Source organism: Clavibacter quasicaliforniensis, assembly GCF_051201715.1.
Lineage (GTDB): Bacteria > Actinomycetota > Actinomycetes > Actinomycetales > Microbacteriaceae > Clavibacter > Clavibacter seminis.
The window spans coordinates 647,834-659,468 of record NZ_CP139624.1 but is presented as its reverse complement, the minus strand read 5'-3'; the positions used below and the strand labels follow the sequence as shown (position 1 = coordinate 659,468).

The following is an 11,635-nucleotide window of genomic DNA, read 5'->3' as shown; positions in this document are numbered from 1 at the left end:
GCGGCGTCTCGTGACGCCCCCGGCGGCCGCCCGCGCTCAGAGCTCCGGGTGGTCGTCCTCGAGCAGGTGGAAGCGGCGGTCGCGGTAGACGAGCGGCGGGGCGGGCTCGCCGAGGATCACGTCGAGGACCTCGGCGACGACCAGCACGGATCCGCCGACCGGCACGGTCTGCAGCGTGCGGCAGCGCAGTGCGGCGCGCGCGTCGGCGAGCAGCGGCTCCCCGGTCGGCAGCTCCTGGAAGCCCTGCTCCTCGGTGAAGCGCGGCGACCCGGAGACGGCGAACGCGCGGGCGAGCGCGGCGTGCTGCCCCGCGAGCAGGTGCACGACGTAGCTGTCGGCGGAGAGGATCGCGCCGGCGGATCCCGTGGCGCGCGTCACCGAGAACGACAGCGCGGGCGGATCCACCGAGAGCGACGCCACGCTCGACGCCGTGAGGCCCGACGGCCCGTCCGCGGTGCGCGCGGTGATCAGCGCGACACCCGCCGGGTGACCGCGGAACGCGGCCTTGAAGAGGTCGGGGTCGGCGCTCACGCCTGCTCGCCCTGGCGCGGGACGGCGGCCACCACCGGGTGATCGTACGCGACGGTGCCGACCTTGACGGCGCCGCCGGGCGATCCCATCTCCGCGAAGAACTCGACGTTCGCGGTGTAGTAGTCCGACCACTTCTCGGGCAGGTCGTCCTCGTAGTAGATCGCCTCGACCGGGCACACCGGCTCGCATGCGCCGCAGTCCACGCACTCGTCCGGGTGGATGTAGAGGGAGCGCTCGCCCTCGTAGATGCAGTCGACGGGGCATTCGTCGATGCAGGCGCGGTCCTTCACGTCGACGCACGGCAGGGCGATCACGTAGGTCACAGGGCGTCTCCACGGGTGGGGGCCGTCGTGACGGCGGGGCGGGTCATGCGCATGGTGTCCACGTTAGAACCTCACGTACCCTTGAGGTCAATCGGGAGGAGACGTCGTGGCGGATGCGCAGGAGCCGATGGTCGTCGCGGCGACGCCACGGCACGTGCCCGGTGAGCTGCTCACGGTCGGCGAGATGACCCGCCGCACGGGCGTGGCCGCATCCGCCCTCCGCTTCTACGAGGACCTCGGCCTCATCGCCGCCGAGCGCACCGCGGGCAACCAGCGCCGGTACGCGCGGCACATGCTGCGCCGGGTGTCGTTGATCACGGTGGCCAAGCGCCTGGGGATCCCGCTCGCCGACGTGCAGTCGACCTTCGACGACGTGCCCCTCGACCGCCCGCCGAGCCACGCCGACTGGCAGCGGGCGTCGCGCCGCTGGAAGCGCCTGCTCGAGGAGCGGCGGCAGGGCATCGAGCGGCTGGAGCGCGAGCTCACGGGCTGCATCGGCTGCGGCTGCCTCTCGATGAAGGCGTGCGGGCTGCTCAACCCGGACGACGCGCTGGGCGACCGCGGGGCGGGGCCGCTGCGGGTGCAGCTCGACTGAGCCGCGGGCCACGGAGCGACGCCGGCGGGATCAGCCCCGGTCGAACCGCATGCCGCACTCACGCGCGTCCGCGTCCGCCGCCACCTCGCCCGTGCGCGCGAAGTCGGCCCACACCTGCCGCACCGCGCGTCCACGCGCGGCGACCTCGGGCCACGCCTGCGGAGGGACCAGGCGCATGCGGGTCCACGCCTCGCGGGTGCCGAGGATCAGCGGCACGTCGGCCGTGTGTCCCGCGCCGATGGGGCTCGACGCCGGCGCCGCGCGGAGGACGTAGCGCACGGCCCGGCCGCCCGCGGCGCGGTGCCGGGCGGCGAACGCGCGGACGGGTCGCGTGTAGACGGCGCGGGTGGTGGGTTGGACGACCGTCCGCATCAGCACGCGGCGGAGCGCCCGACCCACGACCGGCACGCGCAGCAGCGGCGCGATCAGCGGCAGCGCGGGCAGGTACATCCCGGTCTCATCGCGCGTCGTGCCGATGAGGAGGTCGACCTCCGGCGCGACGGCACGCCACGCGGCGTCCCGGTCGGCCTCGGCGGGCAGCGGCGCGTGGCCGTAGCGCGGCCCCCATGGCAGGCCCGCGAGGATCCCCGACGCCCACGACGCGCGCTCGGCCCGCGCCTGCCGCCGCATCACCTCGGCCAGCGACGCATCGTCCGGGAGCGACCGCGTCACGCGCGCCATCGCCCGGAACATGCGCTCGCGCCCGCCCGTGATCCCCACCGGAGGGCTCTGCACGATGGCCCGCCGGAAGAGCCCGCGCGCGCCGTCGCTGATCATGAGGTGCAGGATCGCGTCGCCGCCGGCCGACTGGCCCATGGCCGTGACGGCCGAGGCGTCGCCGCCGAACGCGGCGATCGAGTCGCGGACCCAGCGCAGCGCCTCCAGCTGGTCGAGGAGGCCGAGGTTCGCGGGCGGGGCGCCCGATGCGCCGTGACCGGATCCGCCGCCGCCGAACCCGAGGTACCCCAGCCGCGAGGTCACGGCCACGACGATCACGCGCTGCTCCACGACGAGCGCGTGCGGGTCGTGGATCGCGAGGTCGCCCGCGCCCGTCGTGTAGCCGCCGCCGTGGAACCACACGATCACGGGGAGCGTCTCGTCGGGCGCCCGGTCGGCGGGCAGCGTGATCGAGAGCCGCTGGCAGTCCTCCGAGCGTGCGATCCCGTCGAGGGCGCCCTGCATGAGCGTGTCGAGGATCCGCGACGACGGCTGCGGGCACGCGGGCGCCGGATCCACCGCCGCGAACACGACCGGCGAGCCGTCCGATCCGCGCACGGGCAACGCCGACACGGGCGGGACGCCGCGATCCGCCGTCGCGTAAGGAATGCCGAGGTACCGGATCACATCGCCGTCGCGGACTCCCGTCACGGGCCCGGATCGCGAGGGAGTCGGGCCGGGGACGGAGGACGCGGGCATCACGCCACGCTATCCGGCGACTGCGGCACCGCCCGCCCGGTTTCGGCCAACCGCCCCCGCAGGCGTACCGTCGAGGGGTACCGCATCCGAAGAGGGCGCGGCCGGATCGACCCGATCCCTCCCCTCCCCCACCGGTCAGCACAAGGAGAACCCATGCGCACCGTCAACGCCTACGCGGCCACGTCCGCCACCGATCCCATCACCAAGACCACCATCGAGCGCCGCGACGTCGGCCCGAAGGACGTCTCCATCGACATCGCCTACTCGGGCGTCTGCCACTCCGACATCCACACCGTCCGCGGCGAGTGGGGCCCCATCGCCTACCCGCAGGTCGTCGGCCACGAGATCGTCGGCCGCGTCACCGAGGTCGGCTCCGAGGTCTCCAAGCACAAGGTCGGCGACCTCGTCGGCGTCGGCTGCATGGTCAACTCCTGCAAGGAGTGCGAGCAGTGCAAGGCCGGCCAGGAGCAGTACTGCCTGAAGGGCAACATCCAGACCTACGGCGGCACCGACCCGGCCGACGGCACCATCACGCAGGGCGGCTACTCCGAGGCCGTCGTCGTCGACGAGGACTTCGTGCTCCGCGTCCCCGAGTCCCTGGACATCGAGAAGGTCGCGCCGCTGCTCTGCGCCGGCATCACCACCTACTCGCCGCTCCGCCACTGGAACGCGGGCCCCGGCACGAAGGTCGCCGTGGTCGGCATGGGCGGCCTCGGCCACATGGCCGTGAAGATCGCGCACGCGATGGGCGCCGAGGTCACCGTGCTCTCGCAGACGCTCTCCAAGAAGGAGGACGGCCTGCGCCTCGGCGCCGACCGCTACTTCGCGACGAGCGACGACGCCACCTTCGAGGAGCTCGCCAGCTCGTTCGACCTGATCATCAACACGGTCTCCGCGAAGCTCGACATGAGCAAGTACATCGGCCTGCTCGCGATCGACGGCACGCTCGTCAACGTCGGCGCCCCGTCGGAGCCGCTCGAGATCCCCGCGTTCGCGCTCATCCCCGCGCGCCGCAGCTGGGCCGGATCCATGATCGGCGGCATCGCCGAGACGCAGGAGATGCTCGACTTCTGCGCCGAGCACGACATCGTGCCCGAGACCGAGCTCATCTCGGCCGAGCAGATCAACGAGGCCTACGAGCGCGTCCTCAAGTCGGACGTGCGCTACCGCTTCGTGATCGACGCGAAGACGTTCGCGTAAGCGGCGACGCCACATCGGAAGGCCCCGCGGATCCTCGTGATCCGCGGGGCCTTCCGACGTCCGGGCGCGCGGTCGGCCGGCTGGCCGCCCCGGCGCCCGGGAGCCCCGGCGCCAGTCCCCGCGGACCAGCGCGTGCAGCGGCCGCAGATGCTCTCACAGCGACCCCCGTCGACCATCCCGCGCCATCGCAACGCCGCGGACCACCGCCCATGCCAGATCGAACGACACGACGGCACCCCAGACCATGTTCCCCGTGTAGAGAGCATTGGACAGTGTGTCGGCGTGGGCTTCTCGTCCCCACACGAATCCGCCGGAAGTGAACATGTCGCGATACCAGGACAGATCAGCTGTGATGAGCGGGATCTGCACCAACCCGTAGATGGTGGCGTGGATGAGAGCGCCGGAGGCCGGGGATCTCCGCTCGTCCTTCATCGAAAGCCGTGAGGCGATGGGTGACGGGTCATCGCCCGGGGCCGCCACCTGATGGCCGTCACGATCGAGCTGATCGGAGCGGACGATCTTCTCATCAGCAGCTCTTCGCGAGCCGCTCAGCGACTGCGGCGCGCGCTTCGAACCGACTCGACGGCGATATAGGCCGGGAACGACCGCGACGCACACCAGGCAGACCGTGACCGCAGCCCCCGCGACCCACCCCGGGGAGTTCGAGTCCAAGGCGAACCCGCCGCAGGCAGCCCCCGCCGCGCCGCCTATCAATGTCCAGCTCTCGTAGCGCCCCAGCGCACGTCCGACCGTGCCGGGGTGGATCCTCACGGTCGTCGCCTGCTGGACGGGGTTGAGCCAGCCCCATGACCAGCACATCATCGCCCAGCCCACCGCGAGCGCGATCTCGCGAGCGCTGAGAGTCACGAGCAGGATTCCGCCTGCTGATAGCAGCAGAGCGACCACGACTGCGGACCGTTCCCCGAGCACGCGAATCACGATCTGTCCTGTGAATGGCGCTATCGAGTAGGCGATGAGGCCAGGGAAGTAGACCCATACGATCTGCATGGTGTCCAGCCCGAAAGCGCTTTGGAGCCTCAACAGCAGATAGACCGACGCCGCCGCTTCGACGAACGACACGAGCACCACAACGACCAAGAGGCGCCGTCGCTGTGCAGCGAGACCGCCATCGGGACCATCGTCGCCGGATGCTCGCGCCCGGGGTGTCGGCAGATCGCTCCTGATCCTGCCTGCGCCAGATGCTCTCAGGATGGACAAGGCAGCGACTGTGGCCGCTGCTGCCCCTAGCGCGAGCACTCCTCGGTAATCGAGCACCGGCAGCAGGGACAGCGCGAGGACATAGGCCACCCAGACACCGGCCCCCTCCGCTGACGTGAGTGCCGAGAAGCTCGAGTGACCTTCCCTCTGCGCCGCGACTTGCGCTCGCAGCGGTACCCAGAAGAAAGCGGATCCGGCTCCGAGCAAGATGGCGGACAGCAGGAAGGCATCGAGACCGTGCGCGAATGCCATCGACATGATGCCGCCCGCGTAGAGGGTCGCCCCGCCCGCGGCGAGCAGGGGTCCAGCACCGCGGTCGACTGCGCGGCCCGCCACCGGACGCAATGCGAATGCGACGGCCAGTTCCACAGCCAGAATGATGCCGATAACGGATGGGGAGAGCTCGAGCGCTATACCCGCCCAGAGCGGGAGCAAGAAGTCGATGAGATCTTCCAGCCCACCCATGATTCCGGCGGAGAACAACAACGCGGTGGGCACGAGGCGCTTCGCTTGCGTCGCGGATTTCGGATCTGGCGTCACCACGCTCATGCTACGCAGTGTCGGTCACGTTCCGCGGAGTGATGGATTCTCTCAACACCGGCCGGGTCAGTGGTATATCTTCGGCATTTTCGCGGAGCATCAGCGCCTCGTCGATGACCTGGGTGGGGTCGTCCATGGCGGCCAGCTCGAGCATGGACGCTTGGGAGAAGTAGCGCCGTTCGCCGGCTTCCCACTCGTCGTGCTCTTCCGCGATCGCGAGAAGCTGGTCCGGAAGCCTTCGTTCGCGAACGCGCAGGGGAAGCCTCGGGCGGCGGGGGTGAGCGCTCCGCCCTCCCGCGCAGACGAGGGACCCGGCGGATCAGTCGATCCGCGGGGCCTCTCCGCGTCCGGGCGCGGGCTGCGCAGACACCCGCAGCAGCGCATGCAGCGACCGCGTCATGCTGGCGACGAACGCCTCGCGGGTGGCCTCGTCGACGAGGTCGAGCGAGAGGTACGGATTGAGGTCCTCCAGCTCCACGAGCAGCAGCTCGCCGTCGCGGGTGCGGCAGGCATCGACCCGCTGGATGCCGTGCTCGACGTCGTTCCAGTCGACGAAGCGCTGCGCGAAGTCCCAGTCGGACGGGGTGGCCGCGTAGGGCTCGAGCCGCCACCTCGCGGCCGGATCCGGGGCGTACAGCGCGTACTGCGGCGTCCGGTCGACGAAGCAGAACGAGATCTCGTGCGCGAAGTCGATGCGGGGCTGCAGGAGCCGGCCCCCGAGGTCGACGGTAGCGAGGTCGTCGCGCGTGACGAACTCGAGGCCCAGGGAGTCGGCGCCGAACCGCGGCTTCACCACGAAGGCGTCCACCGCAGGGAGCCGGTCGAGGTGCGCGAGGTCGTCGACGGTGGGGATCACCGGGTATCCCGCGGCGAAGAGGTCGAGCAGGTACTGCTTGCCTACCTGGTCGGCCTTGCCGCGGAGGTCGGTGAAGACCGGGACGCCGCCCTCCCGCGCCGCAGCCCGGAACGCCTCGTATCCGGCCATGTCGTGGATCACCGGCCCGCTGTTGCGGACCACGACGACGTCGAACCGGTCCATGAGGCCCACCGCCGCCGACGGGTGGCAGATCGCGACGTCGAAGTCCGCGCCGAGGCGCGCGGACAGGTCGATGTCCTCGTCGCAGTAGCGGCGGCCCTTCGCCTGGTAGCCCAGGTCGCTGACGTAGAGGAGGCGGGGGCGGGTCGCGTTCGCGGGCATCCCCGCACCGTAGCGTCCGTACGCCCGCCGCGCGCGGCCACCGCTCAGGACGGTCGGCGCAGAATGCTCCCGTGAGGCCCCCTCACCCTGGGCGTCCCGTCGGCGCCCATGGCTGCCGACCCCCGATGGGCGGGACCCCATGGAACACACCTCCACCGTGCACCTCTCCGAGCCGACGCGCTCCTTCGTCGAGCACTACCCGGACCTCGTCTACGCGCAGTACCAGGACGGGCACCTCCTCCCCGGCGGACGGAAGCTGCACTTCGACCTCCTGAAGCCGGTGTCCGCATCCCCCACGCCGCTGGTCGTGTTCATCAAGGGCGGCGGCTTCCGCAACGTCCACCGCGTCCGCTACCTCCCCGCCCTGGTGCGGCTCGCGGAGCGCGGCGTCGCGGTCGCCAGCGTCGACTACCGGACGAGCAACGAGGCGCGCTTCCCCGCGCCGCTCGACGACGTCCGCGATGCCATCCGATACCTCCGCACGCACGCGTCGGAGCTGAACCTCGATCCCGCGGCCGTCGCGCTGTGGGGGAACTCGGCCGGCGCGACGATCGCCACCATCGTCGGCGCCGCCGAGCCCGAGGGGATCTGCGCCGTGGCCAGCTGGTACGGCATGCACGACCCGCTGATCTCCGCCGGTCTCCGCGCCTCGGGCTCGCCGCTCCGGGCCGCGCTCGGCGCACCCGACGAGGAGGGCGGGCGGTGGTTCCGGCCGTCCGACCACATCACCCCCGGCTCGCCGCCGACGTTCCTCCTGCACGGCACGGACGACCGGGTCGTCCCGGTGGAGCAGAGCCTGTCGCTCGCCGCGACCCTCGCGGAGCAGGGCGTGCCGCACGAGCTCGTGCTCGTCGAGGGAGGTCGCCACGACTTCGCCGAGATGAGCACCCGCACCGACGCCCTCGAGCGCACCGCGGACTTCCTGCACGGCCACCTCCTGCGGGCGGCGGGACTCCACGTGACACCTGCGCCCTGATCGAGAGCGCCCCGCCTCAGACCCGTTCGACGAGGATCCCGTCCCCATCGCTCCAGAGCCGGCTGCCTCGTCGGAGCACGGCGCCCTCGACGAGGAGGTCGACGTCCACCTCGCCGACACCGTCCTTGGCGCTCTTGCGTGGGTTGGTGCCGAGCGCCTTGACCCCGAGCGGCAGGCCGTCGATGACCGCGCTGTCGCGGATCGCGCCGAGGATCACCACGCCGGCCCATCCGCCCCGGACCGCCGCCGCCGCTATCAGGTCCCCCATGAGGGCGGTGCGCAGGGAGCCCCCGCCGTCGACGACGAGCACGGCGCCGTCCCCCGGCTGGTTGAGGATCTGCTTGACCAGCGCGTTGTCCTCGAAGCAGCGGATCGTGCGGATGGGGCCATGGAACTCGGGCAGGCCGAAGGACCGGAACTGCGTGTCGAGGGAGACGAGATCCTCGCCGTGCTCGTCGTACAGGTCAGCGGTGGACATGCTGCTCCTCCTCCTTCGATGCGGTGCGGTCCGTCGGGGTCACGGGCGAGCGGCGCCGGCGGAGGAGCCCGACGACGGGCGGGACGACGAGGTAGAGCGCGAGGGCCGCATAGAGGACGACGGCGACCGGCTCGCCCACCAGCGTGCTGGCGTCGCCCGAGCTGATCTGGAGTGAACGCCGCAGCTGACGCTCCATCTCCGGGCCGAGGATCGCCCCGACGATGAGCGGCAGCACCGGCAGGCCGAAGCGGCGCGCCACGAACCCGAGCGCCCCGATGATCAGCAGCAGCACGATGTTGAAGACCTGGAGCCCCGTGGCGTACGCGCCGAGGGTGGCGAAGAACAGGATGCCCGCGTAGAGGTACGGCCGCGGGATCTGCAGCAGCTTCGCCCACACGGGCGCGAGCGGCAGGTTGATGGCGAGGAGGAGCGCGTTGCCGATGAAGAGGCTCGCGATGAGCGTCCAGACGAGCAGCGGCTCCTTGTCGAACAGCAGCGGTCCGGGCTGGATGCCGTACTGGTTGAAGGCCGCGATCATCACCGCAGCCGTCGCGGTGGTGGGCAGCCCGAGGGTGAGCAGCGGCACGAGGGTGCCCGCCGCGGACGCGTTGTTCGCCGCCTCCGGACCGGCCACGCCCTCGATGGCCCCGTGCCCGAACTCCTCGGGATGCTTCGACAGCTTCTTCTCGGCGACGTAGGAGAGGAACGTGGGGATCTCGGCCCCACCCGCCGGCACGGCTCCGAACGGGAAGCCGAGCGCCGTGCCGCGGAGCCACGGGCGCCAACTGCGCTTCCAGTCGGCGGCGCCCATCCAGGGCAGGCCGACGGGGATGGTGGGTGGCACCCCGCCGCGCAGGTGCGCCGCGACCCAGAGCGCCTCGCCCACAGCGAAGAGCCCGACGGCGATGACCACGATGTCGATGCCGTTCGCCAGCAGGGGCAGGCCGAACGTCAGCCGCGGCTCGCCCGAGGTCGGGTCGAGCCCGACGATGCCGATGGTGAGGCCGATGAAGAGGGAGGCGAAGCCGCGGATCCGGGAGGTGCCGAGGACGGCGCTCACGGCGACGAACGCGAAGATCATGAGCGCGAAGTACGACGGAGCGCCGAGGCTGATCGCGAAGTCGGCGATGACCGGCGCGAGGAACACGATGAGCGCCGTGCCGATGGATCCGGCGATGAACGAGCCGATCGCCGCGGTCGCCAGCGCCTGTGCGGCGCGTCCCGCCTTGGCCATCTTGTTGCCCTCGATGGCGGTCACGACCGAGGACGACTCCCCCGGTGTGTTCAAGAGGATCGACGTGGTGGAGCCGCCGTACATGCCGCCGTAGTAGATCCCGGCGAACATGATGAGCGACTCGGTCACCCCGAGCGAGTACGTGAGCGGCAGGAGCAGGGCCACGGTCATCGCCGGCCCGATGCCCGGGAGCACGCCGACGGCGGTGCCGAGGAGCACGCCGATGACGGCGTAGAGGAGGTTGACCGGCGTGAGCGCGTTCGCGAAGCCGTCGAGGAGGAGCGCCAGGTTGTCCATCAGAGGATCCCGCGGAGCACGCCGGCCGGCAGGTTCACGCCCAGCCCGAGCACGAAGCCGTAGAAGGTCCCGACGCTGAGCACGACCGCGATGACGATGTCGCGCACGAAGTGGCGCGAGCCGAGGACGATCGCCGAGCCGTAGAAGAGGAGCGCGCTGGAGATCACGTAGCCGGCCGGCTCGAGCAGCAGGGCCGAGCCGAGCACGAGCGCTCCGAGCATCAGGAGAGTCCTCCAGTCGGTCGGCGCGTCGACGTCGGCGTCCTCGCTCTCCTCCGGCGCTCCGCGTCCGCCGCGGAGCACGTCGACCGCGAGGGCCAGCGCGCAGGCGCCGAGGCCGATCGCGATGATCGTGGGGACCACGCGCGGGCCGAGCCCGGAGACGGGGACCCCGGAGACGCGCTGGCCCGCGGTGTCGATGGCGAGGATCACGGCCATGGCGGCGAGCAGACCCGCCACCCCGAGCTCGGAGAGGTCGCGCGGGCGGGTGCGGACGCCCGTCACAGCAGTCCCAGCTCATCGAGGACCCCGCGGACGCGCTCGTCCTGCTCGGTCAGGAACTGCGCGTACTCGTCACCGGCGAGGAACGCGTCGGTCCAGCCGTTCGTCTCGAGCGCCTGCTGCCACTCGTCGGTCCCCTGCATCTCCGTGACGGCGTCGATCAGGCGCGTGGTCTGCTCGTCCGTGAGCTCGGGCGGCGCGAGCAGGCCCCGCCAGTTCGTGAACTCGAGGTCGATGCCCTGCTCCTGGAGCGTGGGCGCGTCCACGACGGGGACGCGCTCGGCGCTCGTCACGGCAAGGATGCGCAGATCGCCCGACTCGACCTGGTCGAGAAACTCGGGGTAGCCGGATGCGGCGAAGGCGAGCTGCCCGCCGAGCACCGCGGGCAGGAGCTCGCCCCCGCCGGCGTAGGAGACGAAGTTCACCTCGGTGGGGTCGATCCCGACCGCGGCGGCCAGCTGCATGGGGAGGAGGTGGTCGGGGCCGCCGGGCGAGGATCCGCCGCCCACCGGGAACGCGGCCGGGTCGGCCTTCCACGCCGTGACGAGGTCGTCCATGTCCTGGTAGGGCGAGGACGCCGGGACGAAGATCGCGCCGGCCTCCTCGATGAGGCGCGCGATGGGGGTCGCGTCGCCGATGGCGGCGTCCGTCTCGTTCGTGTACGCCGCGCCGACGACGCCGAGCCCCATGACCATGAGGAAGTCGGCGTTGCCCGCCTCGTTGACGGTGCGGGCGAGACCCACGGTGCCTCCTGCCCCGGGCAGGTTGGTGACCTCGGTCGCGCCGACGATCCCCGTCTCGTCCATGATCTGCAGCGCCGTGCGGCCCGTGACGTCGTAGCCGCCCCCCGGGTCGTTCGGCACGAGGAGCTGCAGGTTGGCGATCGAGCCGTCGGATGCGTCGCCCTCACCGCCGGTGACCCCGCAGCCGGTGGTGCCGAACAGCACGGCGACGGCGACGCCGACTCCGAGGACGGTGCGGCGAGTGAGCGCCTGGGAGGCGGGAGTGGGGTTCATGGATGACACCTTCGTCGTCGGATCAGCCTCGTCGCTGATGCTCGGCGAGTCTGCCCGCCGCCCGCCCGCACTCGCGCCTTTCGTCAGTATCGGAGATTGAGTAAATATCGTAG

Annotated in this window: 12 protein-coding genes and 1 pseudogene; 3 read left to right on the top strand and 10 right to left on the bottom strand. The window is 71.5% G+C overall.

Annotated features, from left to right (window positions below; genetic code table 11):
• Positions 1 to 36: 36 nt before the first annotated feature.
• Both NL142_RS03280 and fdxA read right to left on the bottom strand, forming a co-directional pair.
• The gene (locus tag NL142_RS03280) at positions 37 to 531 is read right to left on the bottom strand and encodes a flavin reductase family protein (protein ID WP_194683396.1); all 495 of its coding nucleotides are present in this window, start codon (positions 529 to 531) and stop codon (positions 37 to 39) included.
• Positions 528 to 854, bottom strand: a complete 327-nt coding sequence (gene fdxA, locus NL142_RS03275; protein ID WP_011931885.1) for a ferredoxin — start codon at positions 852 to 854, stop codon at positions 528 to 530. Before fdxA ends, NL142_RS03280 begins: the two co-directional genes overlap by 4 nt.
• Positions 855 to 981: 127 nt before the next feature.
• On the opposite strand from fdxA, the gene soxR reads away from it, so the two are divergent.
• Positions 982 to 1,449 (top strand): redox-sensitive transcriptional activator SoxR, encoded by a 468-nt coding sequence (gene soxR, locus NL142_RS03270; RefSeq protein ID WP_435081625.1) that lies wholly within the window; start codon positions 982 to 984, stop codon positions 1,447 to 1,449.
• A 30-nt stretch (positions 1,450 to 1,479) separates the two neighbouring features.
• Here the strand turns inward: soxR and NL142_RS03265 are convergent, their stop codons facing one another.
• Positions 1,480 to 2,865: a carboxylesterase family protein gene (locus NL142_RS03265; protein ID WP_435080951.1), complete on the bottom strand. Its 1,386-nt coding sequence runs from the start codon at positions 2,863 to 2,865 to the stop codon at positions 1,480 to 1,482.
• A gap of 153 nt (positions 2,866 to 3,018) precedes the next feature.
• On the opposite strand from NL142_RS03265, the gene NL142_RS03260 reads away from it, so the two are divergent.
• Entirely contained in the window at positions 3,019 to 4,065 is a 1,047-nt protein-coding gene (locus NL142_RS03260; protein ID WP_435080950.1) for an NAD(P)-dependent alcohol dehydrogenase, read from the top strand.
• Positions 4,066 to 4,218: 153 nt separating this feature from the next.
• On the opposite strand, the gene NL142_RS03255 is transcribed toward NL142_RS03260, so the two are convergent.
• From NL142_RS03255 to NL142_RS03245, 3 genes and pseudogenes are all read right to left on the bottom strand, one after another.
• Positions 4,219 to 5,832, bottom strand: a complete 1,614-nt coding sequence (locus NL142_RS03255) for an MFS transporter (RefSeq protein WP_435080949.1) — start codon at positions 5,830 to 5,832, stop codon at positions 4,219 to 4,221.
• Positions 5,833 to 5,905: 73 nt separating this feature from the next.
• Positions 5,906 to 6,037 (bottom strand): annotated as a pseudogene (locus tag NL142_RS03250) (IS256 family transposase); the annotation flags it as partial.
• Between the two features lie 105 nt (positions 6,038 to 6,142).
• Positions 6,143 to 7,021, bottom strand: coding sequence for an ATP-grasp domain-containing protein (locus tag NL142_RS03245; RefSeq protein WP_435080948.1), 879 nt, complete (start codon positions 7,019 to 7,021; stop codon positions 6,143 to 6,145).
• Between the two features lie 139 nt (positions 7,022 to 7,160).
• On the opposite strand from NL142_RS03245, the gene NL142_RS03240 reads away from it, so the two are divergent.
• Positions 7,161 to 7,997 carry an alpha/beta hydrolase gene (locus tag NL142_RS03240; protein WP_435080947.1) on the top strand — a complete coding sequence of 279 codons (837 nt, stop codon included), beginning with the start codon at positions 7,161 to 7,163 and terminating at the stop codon, positions 7,995 to 7,997.
• Positions 7,998 to 8,013: 16 nt separating this feature from the next.
• On the opposite strand, the gene rraA is transcribed toward NL142_RS03240, so the two are convergent.
• Genes rraA through NL142_RS03220 form a run of 4 tightly spaced genes read right to left on the bottom strand, consistent with a single transcriptional unit; the run spans position 8,014 to position 11,522 of the window.
• Positions 8,014 to 8,475 (bottom strand): ribonuclease E activity regulator RraA, encoded by a 462-nt coding sequence (gene rraA, locus NL142_RS03235; protein WP_435080946.1) that lies wholly within the window; start codon positions 8,473 to 8,475, stop codon positions 8,014 to 8,016.
• Positions 8,462 to 10,006 carry a tripartite tricarboxylate transporter permease gene (locus tag NL142_RS03230; RefSeq protein ID WP_435080945.1) on the bottom strand — a complete coding sequence of 515 codons (1,545 nt, stop codon included), beginning with the start codon at positions 10,004 to 10,006 and terminating at the stop codon, positions 8,462 to 8,464. Before NL142_RS03230 ends, rraA begins: the two co-directional genes overlap by 14 nt.
• Positions 10,006 to 10,509, bottom strand: coding sequence for a tripartite tricarboxylate transporter TctB family protein (locus NL142_RS03225; protein WP_258059331.1), 504 nt, complete (start codon positions 10,507 to 10,509; stop codon positions 10,006 to 10,008). The genes NL142_RS03230 and NL142_RS03225 overlap by 1 nt, the downstream gene beginning before the upstream one ends.
• On the bottom strand, positions 10,506 to 11,522 hold the full coding sequence (locus NL142_RS03220) for a Bug family tripartite tricarboxylate transporter substrate binding protein (protein WP_435080944.1): 1,017 nt from the start codon (positions 11,520 to 11,522) through the stop codon (positions 10,506 to 10,508). The genes NL142_RS03225 and NL142_RS03220 overlap by 4 nt, the downstream gene beginning before the upstream one ends.
• Positions 11,523 to 11,635 lie beyond the last annotated feature (113 nt).